Below are 20,228 nucleotides of genomic sequence, written 5' to 3'. Positions count from 1 at the left end.
TCTATCGCTGCTTGAGCACCCGCCCAAGCAGCGAGACCAGCAACGCCGCCAGTTCGCCGGTCGGGTCGAGGTCGGGATCGAAGATCGTCATGTCCATGCCGATGCCGGCGGGACCGGCAACCAGTGCTGACAGGATGGCGACGAGATCGTCGGGATCGATGCCGGGGCTGCCGGGCGAATCCACTGCCGGCATCACCGTCTGGTCGAGCACGTCGATGTCGAGATGCAGCCAGTAGCGAGACCGCGCCAGCGTCGACCGGGTCTTCTCCAGCACCCTCGCCGCGCCAAGCACGCGCGCGGCAAAGACGTCGATCAACGTCATGGCGGTGGAATTGATGTCCGGCCAAGCGAAGTCCGGATCGCGGCTCTCGCGCTCGCCGATCTGGATCACCCGTTCGTCGGCCACAAGCGGCCCGGCGACATCAGGCCACCCGGTCAGCAATGGCTCGCCACGTCCGGTGGCGAGTGCGAGATCCATGCCGGCGGCCGAGCCAAGCGCGGCGCCGGCATCGTAATTGCCGGGATGACGGAAATCGCTGTGACCGTCGACATGCACCAGCGACAGTGGACCGGACCGCCGTGCGGCCGCCAGCGCGCCAAGCAGGATCGAACAATCGCCGCCGACGATCAGTGGAAATTCGCCCTGCCCGATCGCGCCGGCGACAATCTCGGCAAGCTCCAGATTGAAGCGGCGGATCGCGGGACCGTTGCGCAGCCGGGTGCCCGGCTGCGGCTCCGTGCTGTAGGCGGGCCGTTCGAGATCGACCACCTTGGCGGGCGCAACCACCTCGACCAGGCCGGCCTCGCTCAGCGCCTGCGGCGCCCGCCATGTCCCCGGCACATGGCCGGGCCGCAGCGGGCGAAGACCAAGATTGGACGGGGCGCGGATAAGGCAGATTTCACGCATGGAAGGGCCTGGGTTTGCCAAGCCCACCATAGACCGCGAATGCCCGCCAGGTCACGCGGCCGGAACCGCCCCCATCTCTGCCGACAGTTCCTGCCGGCGGCCCCATTCAGGCTCCCTCGGTAAATTGAGCCTGAAACTCCGGGCTTAGCGGGATCGGCTTGATCACGTCGATCAGCACGCCATTGGGGTCCTTGGTGATGAAATGGCGCTGGCCGAAGGGTTCGTCGCGCAGGCTGCACAAGATCGGCAGGCCGACGGCGGTGATCCGTTCGTAGACAGCATCTGGGTTCCTGACCTCGAAATTGATCAGCAGGCCCGACGTGCGGCCCCGCCCCTCTTCCGGGATCGTTTCATGATCGCCATGGACGATGCCGAGATTGACGCGGCGATCGTCGGCGGATTGCAGATGCACGTACCAGTCGCTCTCGAATAGCGGCTTGAAGCCGAAATGCGCGACATAGAAGGCCTTGGTGCCGGCAACATCGCCTGTCATCAGCACCGGGTAGTAGCTCGTGGTCTTCATCTTTCCTTCTCCCGTCAAACAACATACAGTCTGCATGTAAAGCGAATTAACATACAGGCTGCATGTATGCAACAGGAATCCGCGCGCCGTTCCAACCGTGACCGCACCGAGGCGACGCGCGCCGACCTGATCGCCGCAGCGCGCAAATTGTTCACCGAAAAATCCTATGCCGAGACCGGCACGCCCGAGATCGTCGCCGCCGCAGGCGTCACGCGCGGCGCGCTCTACCACCACTTTGCCGACAAGCAAGCGCTGTTCGCCGCCGTGGTTGAGCAGGAAGCGGCAGTTGTGGCTGACGAAATCGAGCGCGCCTCGCCGCCCTCGTTGTTTGCCCGCGACGCGTTGATCGCCGGTTCGGACGCCTATCTCGCCGCCATGCGTGCGCCCGGCCGCACGCGGCTGTTGCTGCTCGATGGTCCCGCCGTGCTTGGCCGCGCCGCCATGGACGCGATCGACAACCGCCACGGCAACCGCTCGCTGCGCGAGGGGCTGGTCGCGGCAATGCGGGCGCAGACGATGACGAGATTGCCGGCGGAAGCGCTGACCGCGCTGCTGGCTTCCGCCTTCGACCGCGCCGCACTGGCCATCGAGGCTGGCGCGTCAGCCGAGGATTACCGCGCCGTTCTCATGGCGCTGATTGATGGACTGTCTCCGGCTCTTCCTCAGGCACCTCGCCCGGTTCGAATTCGTTGAAGCAGCCGAGCTGGCGCTTGAACTGCTCGATCAGCCAGGCCGCCGCCGGCTTCGGGGTACTGTCGTTACGATGCATGGCAAACAGTGGCGAGCTCACCTCCCTGAAAGGCTCGAGGTCGATTTCCACCAGCCGGCCGTTTGCCAGATCGTCGGCGATCAGCCAGCGCGGCAGCCCGCCCCAGCCCAGCCCCTCGCGCATCAGAATATGCTTGGTGCGCACATCCGTCAGCCGCCAGGTGCGGTAGGCGAAGACACCGAAGTCGCGTCCCTTGGTGCGTTCGGACTGGTCGGTCACGACAAGCTGGATGTGTTCGCGTGCATCCTCGATTGCCACGGGCTTCGGCAGCAGCGCCAGTGGGTGTTCGGGCGCGGCAGCCAGCACGATCGACATGAAGCCAATGCGCACAAGATGCACATCGTCGACCTCGCCCAGCAGGCCGCCGATGCCGAGATCGGCCTGCCCGCTGACGACATGATCGGGGATCAGGCCGAGCGAGCCGATATGCAGGCGCAGCATCACGGTTGGAAACTGCGCCTCGAATGCTTTCAGCACCCGAACCAACACCGGCGACGGCAGCGCCGCATCGACCGAAAGCGCGACTTCCGCCTCCAGTCCCTGATGGTGGCCGTCGGCACGCGAGCGGATTCGCTGCAGCACGCCGACCATGCGCCGGGCATCCTCCAGCATCGCCCGGCCGATCTCGGTCAGTTGCGGCTCGCGCGTGCCCTCGCGCTCGAACAACTTCAGTCCGAGCTGCGCCTCGAGATTGGCGATGCCATAGCTGATGACGGATTGCGCGCGGTTGAGCTTGCGGCCGGCGGCCGAGAAACTGCCGGTCTCGGCGACAGTCAAAAAGACCTGAAGTTGGTCGAGCGTCGGATTGGGCTGCATGATCATATCCACTTCATGGATGGATAGTATAGAAAATATACCAGTTTTTCAAATGGGTCGATGGACCCATATCCAGCGGGACAAATTATTCCAACCCCCTGGAGAGCCAACATGTCCATCCTTCTCGTCACATCGAGCCCGCGCGGCGCTGCCTCGCACTCGACCCGCATTGCTACTGAATTCGCTGAAAAGCTCGTCGCCGCCGATCCGTCGAACACGCTTGTCGTGCGTGATCTCGTCGCCAACCCGTTGCCGCACATCGATGCCGACTATTCAACCGGCATCTACACGCCGGCCGAAGCGCGCACCCCGCGCCAGGCTGAAGTGGTCGGCGTTTCCGACGTCGTGCTCGACGAGCTGTTCGCCGCCGACACGGTGATCCTCGCCACCGGCTTCATCAACTTCAACATTTCCTCGACGCTGAAGTCCTGGGTCGATCATATCGCCCGCTCCGGCAAGAGCTTTGCTTATGGCGAGAACGGCCCCAAGGGCCTCGTCACCGGCAAGAAGGTTTATATCGTGCTGGCTTCGGGCGGCATCTACTCCGAAGGCGCGGCCGTGCAGTTGGATCACGCCATTCCCTATCTGCGCGGCGTGCTCGGCTTCCTCGGCATGACCGATGTCGACGTCATCCGCATCGAAGGCGTCGGCATGGGTGCTGACGCGGTGACCGCCGCGCTCGCCAAGGCGACCGCCAAGGTCGATGCCGTGGTGGCGGCCAGCCAGCAGATCTCTGCGGCGGCATAAGCCACCAATCGTTCGAATTTGAGAGGCAGGCGCCTGGCGCCTGCCTCTTTTTTGGTCAAGCGTCCTTTGCTTCAGCGATCATATCCGTCGCGTCTTGCGCCATCTCGGGCAAAGGCGGCAACACGACAGCCGGATGCCGGCCTTCGCGCAGCATGAGCCCCAGACTGTAGTCGACGGCCAGCTTCATCGCACCGAGCGCGGTGCCACCGTCTCCCAGCGAACTGACGGCGATCCGTGTCGGCCACGCAAGTTCTGCCGCGACGCGCTCAACGTTTTCCGTCATCAGCGGGTTTCTGCCGACGCCGCCGCCAAGCACGATCAGGCCGGGATCGAGCATACCGATGCAGCCGGCCGCCAGTCTGCCGATATCGGCGGCGTGACGCTCGACAGCCGCCATCGCAGACGCTGAACCCTCCCGGGCCCGCGCGAACAGATCCTTGGCCGAGTCGGGCGGCGCGCCTTCCTGCAAGGGCCAGTCGGCACGGCATCGCTCGATCAGCGCCCGCGAGCCGAGATAATGTTCGAGCCCTTCACGATAGGGTGTCTCGCTGACGGACCACGGAAACGGCATGCGGCCGATTTCGCCGGCGGCGCCGCCGGCGCCACGAAACAACCGTCCCTCGGTGATGAAGCCAAGGCCAACCCGCACGCCAACTTGCAAAAAGGCGAAGGTCTGGTGGCCCTGCGCGGCGCCGTAATGCATTTCGCCGATTGCCGCGCAGTTGACGTTGTTTTCCAGGATGATCGGCACTTCGACATGACGCCGCAACAGGCCAAGCACGGCGGACGGTCCGCCCGGCCGGTCGAAGCGGTCGTTGGAAACGATACGCGGCACCGCCACGGCAACGGCGCGCAGCGCACGAAAACCCTTGCCCACCTTGGCCATGGTGGCACGCGCCACCGACAGCACAATGGCGCCGACCTCGTCGGGGTGGCTGGATTTGGCTTCCGGTATTAGCTCTTCCGCCGCCGACAGCGGCTGCCCGTCCATCGAATAAGCGACAGCGCGCACCTGGGCTGCGCCGACATCGACGCCGATCGCATAACCGGCGCCCGGACCGATGCCATAGATGGTTGCCGTGCGGCCAATGGCGCCGCGCTCCAGCCCGCGCGAAGCGACGAGCCCCAGTTCGCTCAATTCCGAAACCGCTGCCGACATGGTCGGCTTCGACAGGTCGAGCATCGCGCCCAGCTTCGGCCGCGTCACAGGCCCATGCGCGGCCAGCACACGCAGCACGGCGCGGGCGCTGTCGGTCAGATTGGGGATTTCCGCCGCCGCCATCTCTGCCTTTCGAGCTTTGCCCTGCAAATCCTGTTGCCGGTCCGTGAGAGCGAAACACGCCGCCGCGACTCACACCTCTTCAATGCCTCATTGCCGGGCGGTTTGGCAATTTTCTCGATATCTGGCGGATGCGTCAGACTTCGGTCGGCGACCAAGGCTTCAGCTTGATATCGGTCTGGCGGTAGCGGAAAACGATATCTGTGAGGCCAGCGGCATCCTGCATGTCGCCGACGATAAGCTGGATGGCGATGATCTCCAGGATGGCGTCGGCGACGGCGTTGTCAAGGGCGGGAATGGAGATCACCACCAGCCTGTCTGCAGAGGCGACATCCGTGCGCCGCGTCACCAACACCGAGGGACAGCCAAACATGGCGACATCGGTGGCGATCTTCACCTCGCGGCCGTCGCCGATGGCGATCAGTCCGGTCGCCGCATCCTGCGATTCCATCGGCCCATGCAGATAGTTCAGCGTGTCCCATCCGGATGCCGGTACCCGAACCGCCTCACGGATCAGCATCGCCGCCTCGCCGGCATTGGCGAAGCTGACACCTGCGCCGACGATATCGATGGATGTCCTGCCCTGCAGCAGCGTTGCCGCCTGGCCGGCCGCCTGCTCGGCACCAGAAAGAACGGTGGCGACCGCGCTTGGCAAACGCGCCCAGTCGAAGCTGTTGCCGGCAAGCCTGTCGATCAACATGCCGAGCGCCAGCAAGGTGCCGGTATAGCCGGTCGAACTCGCGCCATTGTCGGCGCCCGAATCCGTGGCAAGCACGGCGCCGGTCAGATCAGCCAGCGGATTGTCGCTGCCACGGCAGACGGCCAGCCGCGGTGCCTCCGACGCCTCGTGCATGACATCCGAAATTTCCCGGCTCTGCCCCGAGGCCGAAAGCGCGATGAAGGCATCCGCGGCGGCTTCCGTCCGGCCATAAAGATCGGTCGGCGTGTAAGCGAAGGCCCGCATGCCGCACGCGCGCAGATAAAGCGCACCGGCCAGGGCGGCCTGATAGCTGGCGCCAATGCCGGCAAGCCCGATCGCCTTGCCGGCAAAGGCGTCGAGATCGAGACCATCGAGCGACCTGGTCACCGAACGCCTGCCGATTTCGAGACTTTCCGTCTGGCGCGCCACCGCCTGGCGGTAGCCGATACGCTTCATCATTCAAACGGCTCCGATCTGTGAGGACACACCTTGGCCGGCAAGTAGCCGCCTGGCCAGCGCGACCCCGCCGAGCACCGGCGGTTCGCGTAGTAGCAGCACCTGACTGGGTGGCGAGACTTTTGCCATGGCGTCGACGAAGGCCGTCATCAACATCGGCTGCTCCGATATGACGCCACCGCCGGCCACGACAAGGGCCGGATTGGCGCCGCGCTCGATCAGCAGTTCGACCAATGCGGCAAGCCCTGCCCCGCCTTCCCTGATCACACGGATAGCCAGCGCCGAGCCGGCGATCGCCGCATCGAACACGGCATTGGCATGGCGGCCCCAGACCGCCGCACCGCGCGTTTCGTTGAGCAGGATGCCAAGCTTGGTCTGGTCGTCAGTGCCGAGTTCCCGCATCAGCGCGCCAATCAGCGGGTCGCCCCCATCCTCGCCACGGTCGAGCGTGCGGCGGATAGCCTTGGCCGCCTCGCGCACTAGGGCAGGCGCGCTGCCTTCGTCGCCGAGGATCCAGCCCCAGCCGCCGGCAGCCAGCATCTTGCCTTCAGCCGTGCGTGCAACCGCAATTGAGCCGGTCCCCGAGACGACGCCGATGCCGTCGACATGGCCAGCGGCCGGCACCATCAGTTCGGCATCGTTGACGACCTGCACCGCGCCGCCGGTCCTGGTCGCCAGCAGCGCCTGGAAGCGAAGGCACTGTTCACCCGTGTCGCAGCCATGCGCGCCGACCGCCAGGGCAGCGGGCGCGACGCCGCCGCACAGATTGGTAACGATGCCGGCCAGCGTCGTGGCATCGGTCTCCATCTGGCGGACGCGCCAGGTCTCGGTCACCAGCACCTCGTCGGCGATCGTGCGTTCGCTCAGGCACACCATGATGCGCGTCTTGGTGCCGCCGATGTCCACGCCTGCAATGATTTTCTGGGTCAACGACATCCACCGCACAAGCCGGACGAAGCGGGTTGCCGCGTCCAATTCATATTAGTTAGGAAACTTTACAAACTATCTTTCCAGACGGCAAGAACTATGGTTTGATAATCGTCGTAAAAGCGCATCAAGCGCATTGGGAGATTGCAACATGAGCAGGAGAAGGATTGGTCTGGCCCTCGCGGCCGCGTCTTTCGCGTGGGGACTCGCAGCAAGCGTGGCGCATGCCACCGACATCTCGTTCTGGACCTGGCGCCAGGAAGACAAGGCCGCCTACAACGAACTTTTCGCCGATTTCACCAAGGCCAACCCGGACATCCATGTGAAGTTCGAGTCCTTCCCGGACGAGAACTATCCAACGATCGTCTCGACCGCGCTGGCCGCCGGCAAGGGCGGCGACGTCATCCACACCCACGCTTATGGCTGGCTGGAGCAGTTCGTGAAGGCCGGCTATTTCGAGCCGCAGGACATGACATCAGTGCCCTCGCTCGCCAACCAGCCCGCCGATGCGCTGGTGGCCGGCACCTACCGCGCCGACAAGAAGGTCTATTCCTTGCCCTTCGCTTCGCAGACGCTCGGTCTGTTCATCAACAAGGATGTCTTTGCCAAGGCCGGGTTGACCCCGCCGACCACCTGGGACGAGTTCATCAGCGTCAGCAAGGCGCTCAAGGAAAAGGGCATTTATCCCTTGGCCAACGGCATGGGCACCAGCTGGTTCAACGAGATGTTCGTGGCCATCTTCACCAACCCGTTCCTCGGCCAGGACTTCGTCAGCGACCTGACGTCGGGCAAGACCACCTTCAAGGACCAGCGCTATGTCGCGGCACTCGGCAAGCTGCTCGAGCTGCGCGACTACATGCCCGACGGCTTCGAAGGCATCGACTATGAAACCGCAGGCCAGCTGTTCATCAGCGGCAAGGCGGCGATGCTGGCCGGCGGCAGCTTCGACATCGCCACCTACCGGACCCAGAACCCGGCGATCAACATGGACTTCGTTGCCCCGCCAATGGCCAAGGCCGGCGACACGCCACAGGTGACCAAGTTCTTCGACGGCGGCTATGCCGTCAACGCCAAGTCGGCCAACAAGGAGGCCGCGCTCAAACTGGTCAACTGGATGGGCACCAAGGAGTTCGGGGACAAGTTCTCGGCCCTGCTCGGCAACATCTCGCCCATCAAGGGCGTCGTCATCAAGGACGAACTGCTCGCCCACGTCGCCAAGTTGAACGAAACGGCCATGCCGCATATCAATGTCGTCTACTTCCGTTTCGAGAAGCCGACGGGATCGGAGCTGCTGCAGGGCGACATCACCAAGATGATGTCGGGTTCGATCACCCCGGACCAGTTGGCCGCCGACCTGACCAACGGGCTCGCCAAGTGGTACAAGCCTTTCCAGGGCAAGTGAAATGAACAACGGCTGGCGCCACACTGCAAAAGCCTTTCGGTGGCGCCGGTCGCTCTGGATCGCATCCCTGCTGACACCAGCCCTGGTGGTCATGGTGCTGTTCGTGCTCTGGCCCCTGCTCTCGGCTTTCCGCCTTGCCTTCTATGAGTTCAATGGCTTGCAGCCCACTGGCTTCGTCGGCTTCGAGAACTTCCGCAAGGTGTTGTTCGAGACGCCGTATAGCGACTGGACCTACAATGCGCTGAAGCACAACATCATCGCCTTCGCGGCGCTGATGGTATTCGAGAATGGCACCGCCTTCCTGCTCGCCTACGCATTGTTGAAGGCGCTGCCCGGCCATCGCATCCACCAGGTTATCGTCTTTCTTCCTGTCGTGCTCTCGGCGGTCATTGTCGGCTTCCTGTGGAAACTGTTCCTGCATCCGCTGTTCGGGCTGGTGAACCAGACGCTGGCGCTTGTCGGCATCGGCGCCATCCCGTGGCTCGGCAATGAATCGACGGCGCTGGGCAGCATCCTGTTCGCCAACATCTGGCACTGGCTCGGCTTCCCGACATTGGTGTTGCTGGCCGGCATGCAGCGCGTCAGCAAGGAAGTGATCGAGGCCGCCCGTCTCGACGGCGCCGGCGACTATGTGCTGATGACCCGGATCATCTGGCCGCTGATTGCGCCGAGCGTCACCATCGTCACCATCCTGACCTTCATCGGCAGCTTCAACTGGTTCGAAATCCCCTATGTCATGGCTGGCCTTACCGGCTCACCCGGCGGCGCCACCGACGTGCTCGGCCTCTATTTCTACCGCACCGCCTTCGGCAGTACGACGACGGGCATCCAGGATTTCGGCCAGGGCAGCGCACTGGCCGTGATGATGTTCATCATCGTTGCCGGCGTGACCGCAATCGCGCTTCGCTACCTGCGCCGTCGTGAGATCGAACTGTGAGCGCAACAGCCGGCAGCAGGGACCGCGGCGAGTTGTTGAAGAACGGCGCCATCCAGCTGATGCTGGCGCTCAATGCCGTCATCATGATCTATCCGCTGTTCGTCATGGTGATGTCTTCCTTCAAGACCAATGCGGAGATCTTCAGTTCGCCGTTCGCCATGCCGTCGAGCTTTTCGCTCACCAATGCCGAGCGCGTGTGGACCGAAACCAACTTCGTCCGCTACCTCGCCAATTCCGTCGGCATCACCACGGCGGCGGTGGCTCTGATCCTCTTGTTCAGCACCATGGCCGCCTACGCGGTCGCCCGCTACCAGTTCAGGTTGAGCGCGCTGGTGCTGATGTTTTTCCTGAGCGGCATGACTGTGCCGTTGAAACTGGCAATCATTCCGCTGTTCATCCAACTGGATACGCTGGGACTGGTCGACAGCTATGCCGGCCTGGTGCTGGTCTATGTCGCCATGGGCATTCCTTCTGCGGTGTTCATAATGACCGGCTTCCTCAGAACCTTGCCGCGCGAACTGGAAGAGTCGGCGCGCATGGACGGCGCCAGCGAATTTCGCATCATGCGATCGATCATGCTGCCGCTGGCGCGCCCGGCTCTGGTCATCGTCGCGATCCAGAATGCGGTTCCGATCTGGAACGATTTCTTCTTCCCGCTGGTGCTGATCACTTCGGACGATCTCAAGACGCTGCCGCAGGGCCTCACCGTCTTCGTCGGCGAGTTCACCACCGATTGGGGCGTGCTGTTCACCGGACTGACGCTGGCGGCGCTGCCCATCACCTTGCTCTACATCGTGCTGTCGAAGCAGTTCATCTCGGGCATCACCCAAGGCGCGGTCAAATAAGGCGCGGTCAAATAGACGAGGATCCTTTCAAGTGGCCAACCAGAACAAGATCATCATCACCTGCGCCATTACCGGCTCGATCCATACGCCATCGATGTCGCCGCACCTGCCGGTAAGCGCCGAGCAGATCGCACAGGCCGCGATCGAAGCCGCTGAGGCAGGTGCTGCCATCGTCCATCTGCATGCGCGCAATCTCGCCGATGGCCGTCCCGACCAGTCGACCGAAGCCTTTGCGCCGTTTTTGCAGGTGATCAAGCAGCGCTCGGACTGCGTGATCAACATCACCACCGGCGGTGCCGCGACGATGAGCGTCGAGGAACGGGTCAAGCCGGCGGCGACCTTTGCGCCGGAAGTCGCCTCGCTCAACATGGGCTCGATGAATTTCGGCCTCTATCCGATGCTGGAGCGCTTCAAGACCTTCGAGCACGAATGGGAGCGGCCATATCTTGAAGGGTCGCGCGACCGCATCTTTCGCAACACCTTTGGCGACATCGAGCACATCCTGCGCACCTGCGCGGAAAACGGCACGCGTTTTGAAATCGAGTGTTACGACATCGGCCATCTCTACACGCTCGCCCATTTCGTCGAGCGCGGCCTGGTCAAGGCGCCGTTCTTCGTCCAGAGCGTGTTCGGCATCCTCGGCGGCATCGGCACCCATCCAGAGGATGTCGCACATATGAAACGCACCGCCGACCGCCTGTTCGGCAACGACTACCGCTGGTCCGTGCTGGGCGCCGGGCGCAGCCAGCTGCCCATCGCCACCCAGGCGATTGCGCTGGGCGGCAATGTGCGGGTCGGGCTGGAGGATTCACTGTGGATCGGCAAGGGCCAGCTGGCGAAATCCAACGCCGAGCAGGTGCGCAAAGTGCGCCAAATCATCGAAGGGCTCGGCGCCTCGGTAGCCACCTCTGACGAGGCGCGGCAGATCCTGCAACTCAAGGGCGGCGACAAGGTCTCTTTCTGAGGCCATTTCTTTTCCGGGGCCAGATCTTTTCCAAGGATGAAACGATGAGCGCGCTTTCCATCACCGATGTCGAGAAGGCCTATGGCAAGGCGAAGGTCATCCACGGCGTGTCGGTGGACATCGCTTCGGGCGAATTCGTCACCCTTGTCGGCCCATCCGGTTGCGGCAAGTCGACCTTGCTGAGGATGATCGCCGGGCTGGAGGACATCAGCACCGGCGAGATCGCACTCGAAGGCAAGGTCATCAACGACATCGCGCCAAAATCGCGCGATATCGCCATGGTGTTCCAGAACTATGCGCTCTACCCGCATATGACGGTGCGCGAGAACATGGCTTTCGCGTTGACGCTGAAGAAGGAAGACAAGCGCGAGATCGACAACAAGATTGCGCGCGCCGCGACAATCCTGGGACTGCAGGATCTGCTTGAGCGTTATCCGCGCCAGCTTTCCGGTGGCCAGCGCCAGCGTGTCGCCATGGGCCGCGCCATCGTGCGCGAGCCGAAGGTCTTCCTGTTCGACGAGCCGCTCTCCAACCTCGACGCCAAGCTGCGCGTGCAGATGCGCTCCGAAATCAAGGCGCTGCACCAGCGCCTGGGAACCACCATCGTCTATGTCACCCATGACCAGGTCGAAGCCATGACCATGGCGGACAAGATCGTCGTCATGAATGGCGGTATCGTCGAACAGGTCGGCGCCCCGCTCGATCTCTACGACCGGCCGGCCAACCTGTTCGTAGCCCAGTTCATCGGCTCGCCGGCAATGAACATCCTGCAGGGCCGCACCACCGCGGACGGCTTCACTGCCAGCGACGGCATCGTGTTCCCGCTACCTGTGTTGGAACAGACCGAAAGCGCCGTCGCCTGGGGCATCCGGCCCGAACATCTCAGGCTTTCCGACAGCGGCGTGCCGACAGTGGTCGAAGTGGTCGAGCCGACCGGCTCGGAAACCCTTGTCATTGCCAAAGCCGGCAACAACACGCTGAGCGCGCTGCTGCGCGAGCGGGTCCGCGTGATGCCGGGTCAGCAGGTTTTCCTGGCCCCGGACCTGACCCAGCTCCATCTGTTCGATGCCGAGGGTCGGCGCATCCCATCCACGATCCAATAGATCGCGGCGGCGACACAGCCATCGGTGAGAAAATGCAGGCGCCGGCGCCGGCCCTTTTTGTCCTAGCCGACCAGATGCCTCAGAAGACCCGCCGCGGTGACCCCGATCAGCACGGTCGGCAGCATGGAGAACCGTGTTGCGGCGACAAAAGTGATGGCCAGCGCCAGAAGGTCAGCCGGGTTCCTCGACACGAAGGCCGGTGCGATCACCGAGATCAGCACGCAGCCGGGCGCCGCCTCCATCACCGCCGTCGCACGGGCGCTGAGTGTGCGGTTGCGCAGCACGAGATAGCCGCCTATCCGGGTCAGATAGGTGACACCCGCCATCAGCACGATGGTGAAGAGGGTCGTCGCGTCGATCATGCTTCTCTCCAGAAGAACCAGGCCGAGACCAGCCCCGACACGGCGCCCGCCGCGACATACCAGCCGCCGGGAACCATGAGATAGGTCAGCGCCGCGACGACCAGGCTGACCAGCCAGGGCCGCGCGGCGGCCACGCCCTTCCACATGCCGCGCATCAACACAAGGAAGACGGCCGGGAACGCCATGTCGAAACCATAGGTCTCGACATGGCCCAACATCGGGCCGAGCAAGGCACCTAGCGTGGTGAACGCCACCCAGGTGAGATACATCGCCAGCGCCGCACCCATATAGTAGCGCGGGCTGAAGGCCGGCGTGATACCAGCCGCGGCGCGCTGCCTGGCGTCGGCAAGCCCGAGCGCCCAGCTTTCGTCGCATAGGAAGAACAGCGCCGGAAACATCTTGCGCCGCGGCAGGTGACGCAGGAACGGCGCCAATGCCGCCCCCATCAGCAGGTGCCGGCTGTTGACCAGGAAGGTGATGGCGACGATGAGCACGATGTGCGGCGGCGACGTCCACAGCTGGATCGCCGCGAATTCCGAGCCGCCGGCGAAATTCAGCCCTGTCATTGCCGAGAGTTCGACGATGCTCAAGCCTTTCTGGGTGGCCTGGGCGCCGAGCACCAGCGCATAGGGGATGGTGCCGAACAGCACCGGCGCGCATGACGCCACGCCACGGCGGAATTCGGACGTCGAACCCTCGCCTGCCGCCTCGACTGCCTGTGAAATGCTCATGCTTTGCCATCGGTCGGCCTCGCGGCCGCCGCTTCCGCTGCGTTTGAAATCAAGTGATGTCGGCGGAGAACATACCCAAACCGTCTCGCAATTTGGTTGCGAAGATTGTTGTATTTCATCGAATTTTGGCATTGAATGTCACAAATTGCCAAAAAAATGGAATCTGTAGCCATGAGGCTGGACGAGATCGACAAGCGCATCCTGCGGGCGCTGCAACGCGACGGCCGCATGGCCAACAACGATCTGGCCAATGAAGTTGGGCTGTCGCCATCGCCTTGCCTGCGGCGCGTGAAGCTTTTGGAGGACGCCGGCGTCATCGACCGCTATGTCGCCGTCCTCAACCCGGCCAGCATCGGCAAGGGCCTCACCTTCTTCACCCGCATCTGGCTCAAGGCGCAGGACGAGGACACGATCGAGCATTTCGCCACCGAAGTGGCCAAGCTGCCGCAGGTGATGGAATGCTATCTGATGCTCGGCGATTGCGATGCCATGGTGCGCGTGGTGGCGGCAGGCATCGACGACTACCGCCGCTTCCAGTCGGAGCATCTGAGCCGCATCAAGGGCGTGCAGAACGTCAAGACCGACGTCCCCAGCCAGACGATCAAATACACATCTGAACTGCCGCTCTGACGCATGTCGCCCGGAGCAGTTTTGAGACAACGACATGCGTCCAAAAAAACCATGTCGCCCAAAAGTGCGAAGCGGTTTTGGGAGAGTGACAAGCCGCCCATAGCAAGCGGCCGGGGCGGCGGGAAAAGGCGCCAGTCAGACTGGATAAAAAATGCAACCGGATTGTAGGATCGGCCTCTGCGTCACCGTCCTTCGGATGCAAGCAGCGTGTAGCGCTGCCCTCTGGCATGGGAGAAAAACATGAACCTTTCCTATCGTTGGGTCATCGTCGCGGCTGGCGCGCTGATGTCCTGTGTCGCCATCGGCACGATGTTTTCGCTGGCGATCTTCCTCGAGCCGATGGCGATCGACACCGGCTGGTCGCGCGCCGGCATTTCGAGTGCCATGACGCTGAACTTCCTGGTGATGGGCCTTGGCGGCTTCGCCTGGGGCGCCCTCTCCGACCGCTTTGGCGCCCGCATCGTCGTGACGATCGGTGCGGTGCTGCTCGGCCTGGCGCTGGTGCTGGCCAGCCGCGCCGGCTCGCTGCTGACCTTCCAGATCACCTATGGCGTGCTGGTCGGCCTCGCGGCCAGCGCCTTCTTCGCGCCGATGATCGCATTGACCACCGGCTGGTTCGACACCAACCGCAGCCTGGCGGTCTCGCTGGTCTCGGCCGGCATGGGCGTAGCACCGATGACGATCTCGCCCTTCGCCCGCTGGCTGATCTCGGCCTATGAATGGCGCACGGCCATGTTCGACATCGGCATCACGGCATGGGTGCTGCTGTTGCCAGCCGTGCTGCTGGTCCGCCAGCCGCCGAAACCGGCCGTGGCCGATACCGGTTCCGCGCCGGTTGCCGAAGGCGCCGGCCTGACGGTCGGCCAGGCGCTGCGCTCGCCGCAATTCATCGTGCTCGGGCTGACCTTCTTTGCCTGCTGTGCGGCACACTCCGGGCCGATCTTCCATATGGTCAGCTATGCCATGCTGTGCGGCGTGGCGCCGATGGCGGCGGTCTCGATCTACAGCGTCGAGGGCCTCGCTGGCCTTGGCGGGCGGCTTTTCTACGGCGTGCTTGCCGATCGGCTTGGCGTCAAGCCGGTGCTGATCGCGGGCCTCGCGATCCAGGCGATCGTCATTGCCGCCTATCTCAGCATCAGCCAGCTCGAGCAGTTCTATATGCTGGCCGTCATCTTCGGCGCCACCTATGGCGGCGTGATGCCGCTCTATGCGGTGCTGGCGCGCGAATATTTTGGCCAACGCATCCTCGGCACCGTGTTCGGCGCTGCAACCATGCTGTCCAGCCTCGGCATGGCGCTCGGTCCGCTGGCCGGCGGCATGGTGTTCGATACCTATGCCAACTATTCCTGGCTGTTCATCGGCTCGGCCATCATCGGCCTTGGCGCGGTCGGCATCGCCATCGCCTTCCCGCCGCTGCCACGCCGGGAGCTGCAGACGGCGTGATCTTGAGAATTTACCCGAAATGGGCTTTCAGCAAGGCCCGAAATTTCTGCATCGTCTTTTCGGTGGTCTGCGCATCGGCAGCCGCAAAGCCCATGACAAGACCGTTCTGTTTTGTGCCGTGACGGTACTGGATCGATAAGGCCGAGACGTTGATCCCCTGTTGGAGCAACGCCTCGGCAATCGCCGCGTCGTTAGATGTCTCGCGGAAAATGCCGACAACCTGGATGCCCGATTCGGTGGCATGGAAATCCAGCCATTCTCCGAGATGCCTTTGAGAGCTCTCCAGGAAGAACTGCCGCCTTTCCGCATAGAGACGCCGCATGCGCCTGAGATGGCGGGTAAAGTGCCCCTCGTTCATGAAGTCCGCCAGCGCAGCCTGGGTGAGCAATGGGGCGAACTGGCCGGTCACGCTCAGCGCCGAGACAATTGTATGGTCTATTGCCTTGGGCACCACCAGAAAGCCGAGGCGCATGGCCGGAAACAGGATCTTCGCGAAGGTACCGACATAGACCACCCGGTTTGACGCGCCGATGCCCTGCAGCGCCGGTATCGGCTGCCCTTGAAAACGGTATTCGCCATCGTAGTCATCCTCGATGATCCATGAGCGCCAGGTCTCGGCCATGTGCAGGAGATTGAGCCGCTGTTCCATCGGCATGGTTACGCCGAGTGGGTGATGGCAGGAGGGCGTCACGAAAATCATTCGCGGAATGACAGGCGGTGGATCGAGGTTCCAGCCTGCATTGCCCACGCGCAGCGGCGCCAGTTTCGCCCCAGCCGAGACGAAAGCCGAACCGGCCCCGTAATATCCTGGCTCCTCCATCCATACCGTGTCGCCTTCATCGATGAGCAGCCGAGCCAGAAGGTCGAACGCCGACTGGGCACCATTGGTCACGACGATCTGCTCGGCGTTGCACTTAACGCCCCGCGACGCGGTGAGATATCGAGCTATAGCCTCGCAAAGGGGCGGATAGCCTTTGACGTGATAGGTCCCGAAAAGATCGATATGCGCAAATTTTGTCCGGCGGCTGAGCAGTTTCGACCAGGTGTTGAACGGGAAATTATCCGGGTCCGGCATGCCGGGATGAAATGCGAGCATGCCAGGTCTGCCGTGATGATAGGGTTGGGCGAGCATGGTCTGCCCGCGCAATGATATTGGATTCTCGCCCTCGGGCGATACATGCTCCGCCGTGGTCGAACGGGTGGGCAGATCCATGACCACCGAGGGCCTGCGTGGCCGTATGGCCAGATAACCCTCCAGCGCCAGCTGGTCGCAAGCGGCAATCACCGTGTTGCGGCCCACATGCAGATCCCGCGCCATGACCCGTGTCGAGGGCAGCGCGTGGCCGCTCGGCAGCACGCGCCGCTCGATCAGATCACGCAACTGGACATAGAGCTGCCGGTGCAGGTTGGCGGAACTGTCGCGATCCAGTGCGATGCCGTCGATTGGAAAACTGGTCTTCATCGTGGTTCCGAAAAATCAATGCAATCTGGTTCTAACAATGGAACCAAAGCAGTCCTAGGCTCAAGGAAAATGCGTTCGGGCTCAGATGGGGCTGACCGATGCAGTGCATAAAGGTGGGAGTCATCGGTGCGGGTGGCGTCGCCCAGGTCGAGCACATTCCGAATCTGCTCAAGTTGCACCGGCAGTTCGAGATCCTCGGCGTCTATGATCCTTCGCGCAAAGTCCGCGCCTTTGTTGGCGAGGAATTCAGCCTGAGCACATTCGCCGATCTCGACGAGCTTCTCGCCATGCCGCTTGACGCGGTGGTCATAGCCTCGCCCGATGCCTTGCACTGGGAACAGGCTCTCGCCGCCTTCGCCAGAGGGCTGCACGTCTTCTGCGAAAAGCCGCTTTGCTACAGCGCCGGGGACATCGACGACTTGATCGCCGCCAGGGATCACGCCGGCAAGGTGCTTCAGGTTGGCTACATGAAGCGTTTCGATCCGAGCTACGAGGTGGCGCTGAAGATGCTGCCGGGCACGGCGCGGGCGCTTCGCTACGTTTCGGTCGAGGTCAGCGATCCCGATGCGTGGCCGTTCGTGCGGCACCACTCCACATGCCGGGGTGACGACGTGGCAGTGGGGTTGGTTGCCTCGACCGAAGCCAGGCAACGCGAGCAGGTGGATCGAGCGGTGCCCGGCCTGGATGATCCCGACGCCTTTCGCGGTTTTGTCGGCGCCTATTGTTCAGCGATCGTGCACGACGTGAACGCCGTCCATGGGTTGCTCGATGCGCTGGGGATCGCGGATGGCGACATTGTCGGCGCCTCGCTCTTTGCCAGGGGCGAAGGTGGCCAGGGTGCCGTGCGGCTGCTCGGCGGCCAAGCGTTGTGGAACATGGCGCATCTGGCCGTACCTAGGCTCGCCGACTACCGCGAGCGCATCACGCTCTACTTCGACCAAGCCTCGCTCGAACTGGAATTTCCCTCGCCCTACCTCAACCATCAGGCGACGCGACTGACCGTCCGCACCAGTGACGGCCATACGCTTTCCAGCCGTGACATCCGCAGCGGATACGAAGAGGCGTTTGTCGAGGAGTTGAAAGGGTTCTGGTCGGCGATCGTCGAGGGCACGCCGGTGCGCAACACCGCCGAGCAGGCTCGTCGCGACATGACGCTACTGGCCGGCCTCGCCCGGCACCACCTTGCCCAGCTCAAGCAATCAGGAGTTCGCCCGTGAAGGTTCGCATCGGCATAAACCCGATCACCTGGAGCAACGATGACGTGCCGGAGCTCGGCGGCGATACGCCGCTTGAGGTCTGTCTCGGCGAAACCAAACAGGCCGGCTATTCCGGCACTGAACTTGGCGGCAAGTTTCCGCGCCGATCGGCTGACCTGAAGCCGATCATGGAGCGCTATGGCCTTGCCGTGATTTCCGGCTGGTATGATGGCCGCTGCGACGAGAAGGATGTCGGCGCGGAAATGGATGCGATCATGCCGCATCTCCAGCTTTTGAAGGATATGGCCTCGACCCATGTCGTCTATGCCGACACCTCGCGCGGACGCCACAACGCGATCTGGGGGCCGATCTCGCAGCGCCCGGCCCTGAGCCCGCATGAGTGGCCGGCCTACGGCAGAAAACTAACTGCGCTAGCCGAGCGGATGGCTAATTTCGGCGTGCGCATGGCCTTTCACCATCATATGGGAACCATCGTCGAGACCGATGCCGAGGTGGGCCTGCTGATGCGGCACACCGGCGATGCGGTCGGGCTGCTCTACGACACCGGCCATTCGATATTTTCGGGCGGCGACCCGCTGGCTTTGATCAGGGCGCACGTCAAGCGGGTCGTGCATGTACATTGCAAGGACGCGCGCAAAGCCGTCCTTGAACGTGCCCGCGCGCAAGACATGAGTTTCATGGGTGCGGTCATGGAAGGGATATTCACGGTTCCCGGCGACGGCTTCATCGACTATCCGGCCATTTTGCGCGTGCTTGCCGACAATGGTTACAGCGGCTGGCTGGTCGTCGAGGCCGAGCAGGATCCCAGCAAGGCCAATCCGCTGATCTATGCGACAATGGGATTCCGGAATTTGTCGCGCATGGCCAGGGAGGCCGGATTTACCGTCATGGAATGATCAAGGCCGCCATGCGGCCTCCAGGGAACCAGTGCTGATGAATGAAACTGGAATAAAGGGGCAACTGGACTGCCGACCGTAACTGCGGCGGCGGAAAACAAACAGGAGGTTGTTATGTTTTCGCTTGCGAAATTAATAAAGCCTGCGCTCGGCCTGCTGGCCGGCGTCACAATGATGGCAGCGGCCACCAGCCTTGCGGCCGCCGATGAGACGCGCGTGGTGTTTGTAACCCATGGCCAGAGCGGCGACCCCTACTGGTCGGTCGTGAAGAACGGCATGGACGATGCGGCCAAGACCCTGGGCGTCAAGGCCGAATATCTGGCGCCCGAAACCTTCGACATGGCCAAGATGGCGCAGATGATCGACGCTATCGCCGCGTCGAAGCCCGACGGCATGGTTGTTTCGATCCCTGACGCCGCGGCCCTTTCAGCTCCGGTCAAGAATGCGATTGCCGCCGGCATCCCGGTCATCGTCATCGATTCCGGCGGCTCGAAGCTGACCCATGATCTTGGCGGCCTGCTGTTCATGGGACAGGACGAATTTCAGGCGGGCGTCATGGCGGGCGAGCGCATCAAGGCGCTCGGTCTCACCAAGGCGGTCTGCGCCAATCATGAGGTGGGCAATTCCAGCCTTGACGACCGCTGCGCGGGCTTTGCCAAGGGCCTGGGCGTCGACGTTCCGGTGATGAATGGCGTCATTGACCCGACTGAAATGAAGAACCGCATGATCGCCTACATGACCGCCCATGCCGATACACAGTTCATCCTCGCTGTCGGCGCCAGCGGTGCCGAACCGACGCTGGCCGCGCTCGATGAAATGGGCCTCGCGGCCAAGGTGAAAACCGGCACGTTCGATCTGTCTCCCACGATCCTGCAGGCCGTTGTTGCCGGCAAGATGGAGTGGGGCATCGACGCCCAGCAATATGCCATGGGTTATATCCCGGTCGCGATGTTCGACCTTTGGAAGAAGTACAAGATCATGCCGATCGCCGACTATCCGACAGGCCCAGGTTTCGTCACCAAGGATACTGCCGCCTCGGTCATCGACCTGGCAAAACTGGGCAAGCGTTGACCGCTCGCGGCCGGGCCTCGGCCCGGCCGCTTTCACTGATG

The 20,228-nt window shown here is 63.1% G+C and carries 21 protein-coding genes; 12 read left to right on the top strand and 9 right to left on the bottom strand.

The genetic code is table 11. The annotated features are described in order from the left end of the window. Position 1: 1 nt before the first annotated feature. A complete protein-coding gene (locus tag B5V02_RS04595) occupies positions 2–907 on the bottom strand; it encodes an arginase family protein (protein ID WP_208647039.1) in 906 nt (301 codons plus the stop codon). A gap of 106 nt (positions 908–1,013) precedes the next feature. Then, positions 1,014–1,430 carry a VOC family protein gene (locus B5V02_RS04590; RefSeq protein WP_111543018.1) on the bottom strand — a complete coding sequence of 139 codons (417 nt, stop codon included), beginning with the start codon at positions 1,428–1,430 and terminating at the stop codon, positions 1,014–1,016. Between the two features lie 66 nt (positions 1,431–1,496). Here B5V02_RS04590 and B5V02_RS04585 point away from each other — a divergent pair, with 66 nt between their 5' ends. Next, a complete protein-coding gene (locus tag B5V02_RS04585) occupies positions 1,497–2,123 on the top strand; it encodes a TetR/AcrR family transcriptional regulator (RefSeq protein WP_111543017.1) in 627 nt (208 codons plus the stop codon). On the opposite strand, the gene B5V02_RS04580 is transcribed toward B5V02_RS04585, so the two are convergent. Continuing rightward, a complete protein-coding gene (locus B5V02_RS04580; RefSeq protein ID WP_111543734.1) occupies positions 2,056–3,015 on the bottom strand; it encodes a LysR family transcriptional regulator in 960 nt (319 codons plus the stop codon). The two genes, B5V02_RS04585 and B5V02_RS04580, sit on opposite strands and share 68 nt — an antisense overlap. Positions 3,016–3,126: 111 nt before the next feature. Here B5V02_RS04580 and B5V02_RS04575 point away from each other — a divergent pair, with 111 nt between their 5' ends. Beyond that, complete coding sequence (locus B5V02_RS04575; RefSeq protein ID WP_111543016.1) at positions 3,127–3,762, top strand: FMN-dependent NADH-azoreductase; 636 nt, start codon at positions 3,127–3,129, stop codon at positions 3,760–3,762. A gap of 55 nt (positions 3,763–3,817) precedes the next feature. On the opposite strand, the gene B5V02_RS04570 is transcribed toward B5V02_RS04575, so the two are convergent. The 3 genes from B5V02_RS04570 to B5V02_RS04560 form a co-directional block, all read right to left on the bottom strand. Beyond that, positions 3,818–5,044: an ROK family transcriptional regulator gene (locus tag B5V02_RS04570; RefSeq protein WP_111543015.1), complete on the bottom strand. Its 1,227-nt coding sequence runs from the start codon at positions 5,042–5,044 to the stop codon at positions 3,818–3,820. A 133-nt stretch (positions 5,045–5,177) separates the two neighbouring features. Continuing rightward, positions 5,178–6,200, bottom strand: coding sequence for an SIS domain-containing protein (locus tag B5V02_RS04565; protein WP_111543014.1), 1,023 nt, complete (start codon positions 6,198–6,200; stop codon positions 5,178–5,180). Beyond that, a complete protein-coding gene (locus tag B5V02_RS04560; RefSeq protein WP_245445679.1) occupies positions 6,201–7,127 on the bottom strand; it encodes a BadF/BadG/BcrA/BcrD ATPase family protein in 927 nt (308 codons plus the stop codon). Positions 7,128–7,275: 148 nt separating this feature from the next. On the opposite strand from B5V02_RS04560, the gene B5V02_RS04555 reads away from it, so the two are divergent. Genes B5V02_RS04555 through B5V02_RS04535 form a run of 5 tightly spaced genes read left to right on the top strand, consistent with a single transcriptional unit; the run spans position 7,276 to position 12,375 of the window. Beyond that, positions 7,276–8,526, top strand: a complete 1,251-nt coding sequence (locus B5V02_RS04555) for a sugar ABC transporter substrate-binding protein (protein ID WP_111543013.1) — start codon at positions 7,276–7,278, stop codon at positions 8,524–8,526. A 1-nt stretch (position 8,527) separates the two neighbouring features. Continuing rightward, positions 8,528–9,463, top strand: a complete 936-nt coding sequence (locus tag B5V02_RS04550; RefSeq protein WP_111543012.1) for a carbohydrate ABC transporter permease — start codon at positions 8,528–8,530, stop codon at positions 9,461–9,463. After that, positions 9,460–10,308 (top strand): carbohydrate ABC transporter permease, encoded by an 849-nt coding sequence (locus B5V02_RS04545; protein WP_111543011.1) that lies wholly within the window; start codon positions 9,460–9,462, stop codon positions 10,306–10,308. The genes B5V02_RS04550 and B5V02_RS04545 overlap by 4 nt, the downstream gene beginning before the upstream one ends. A 31-nt stretch (positions 10,309–10,339) precedes the next feature. After that, positions 10,340–11,272, top strand: a complete 933-nt coding sequence (kce, locus tag B5V02_RS04540) for a 3,5-dioxohexanoate:acetyl-CoA acetone transferase (RefSeq protein WP_111543010.1) — start codon at positions 10,340–10,342, stop codon at positions 11,270–11,272. A 44-nt stretch (positions 11,273–11,316) separates the two neighbouring features. Further along, complete coding sequence (locus B5V02_RS04535; protein ID WP_111543009.1) at positions 11,317–12,375, top strand: ABC transporter ATP-binding protein; 1,059 nt, start codon at positions 11,317–11,319, stop codon at positions 12,373–12,375. 62 nt (positions 12,376–12,437) lie between these two features. On the opposite strand, the gene B5V02_RS04530 is transcribed toward B5V02_RS04535, so the two are convergent. Both B5V02_RS04530 and B5V02_RS04525 read right to left on the bottom strand, forming a co-directional pair. Further along, positions 12,438–12,737 (bottom strand): AzlD family protein, encoded by a 300-nt coding sequence (locus B5V02_RS04530; RefSeq protein ID WP_111543008.1) that lies wholly within the window; start codon positions 12,735–12,737, stop codon positions 12,438–12,440. Continuing rightward, positions 12,734–13,468: an AzlC family ABC transporter permease gene (locus B5V02_RS04525; RefSeq protein WP_111543733.1), complete on the bottom strand. Its 735-nt coding sequence runs from the start codon at positions 13,466–13,468 to the stop codon at positions 12,734–12,736. The genes B5V02_RS04530 and B5V02_RS04525 overlap by 4 nt, the downstream gene beginning before the upstream one ends. Positions 13,469–13,639: 171 nt before the next feature. On the opposite strand from B5V02_RS04525, the gene B5V02_RS04520 reads away from it, so the two are divergent. Both B5V02_RS04520 and B5V02_RS04515 read left to right on the top strand, forming a co-directional pair. Further along, entirely contained in the window at positions 13,640–14,098 is a 459-nt protein-coding gene (locus B5V02_RS04520) for an Lrp/AsnC family transcriptional regulator (protein WP_111543007.1), read from the top strand. 240 nt (positions 14,099–14,338) lie between these two features. Next, positions 14,339–15,541: an MFS transporter gene (locus B5V02_RS04515; protein ID WP_111543006.1), complete on the top strand. Its 1,203-nt coding sequence runs from the start codon at positions 14,339–14,341 to the stop codon at positions 15,539–15,541. A 10-nt stretch (positions 15,542–15,551) separates the two neighbouring features. Here B5V02_RS04515 and mocR read toward each other — a convergent pair whose 3' ends face one another. Next, a complete protein-coding gene (mocR, locus tag B5V02_RS04510) occupies positions 15,552–17,003 on the bottom strand; it encodes a rhizopine catabolism transcriptional regulator MocR (RefSeq protein ID WP_111543005.1) in 1,452 nt (483 codons plus the stop codon). A gap of 98 nt (positions 17,004–17,101) precedes the next feature. On the opposite strand from mocR, the gene B5V02_RS04505 reads away from it, so the two are divergent. The 3 genes from B5V02_RS04505 to B5V02_RS04495 all read left to right on the top strand — a co-directional run bounded on the left by B5V02_RS04505 (position 17,102) and on the right by B5V02_RS04495 (position 20,187). Then, entirely contained in the window at positions 17,102–18,220 is a 1,119-nt protein-coding gene (locus tag B5V02_RS04505) for a Gfo/Idh/MocA family protein (protein ID WP_111543004.1), read from the top strand. Next, positions 18,217–19,116: a myo-inosose-2 dehydratase gene (gene iolE / locus B5V02_RS04500; protein WP_111543003.1), complete on the top strand. Its 900-nt coding sequence runs from the start codon at positions 18,217–18,219 to the stop codon at positions 19,114–19,116. The genes B5V02_RS04505 and iolE overlap by 4 nt, the downstream gene beginning before the upstream one ends. Before the next feature lie 114 nt (positions 19,117–19,230). Continuing rightward, positions 19,231–20,187 (top strand): rhizopine catabolism ABC transporter substrate-binding protein, encoded by a 957-nt coding sequence (locus B5V02_RS04495; protein WP_111543002.1) that lies wholly within the window; start codon positions 19,231–19,233, stop codon positions 20,185–20,187. Positions 20,188–20,228: the final 41 nt, after the last annotated feature.

This window comes from Mesorhizobium kowhaii (assembly GCF_003253745.1).
GTDB lineage: Bacteria > Pseudomonadota > Alphaproteobacteria > Rhizobiales > Rhizobiaceae > Mesorhizobium > Mesorhizobium kowhaii.
The sequence above is the reverse complement of the archived record's forward strand: the minus strand, read 5'-3'. Positions and strand labels throughout refer to the sequence as shown.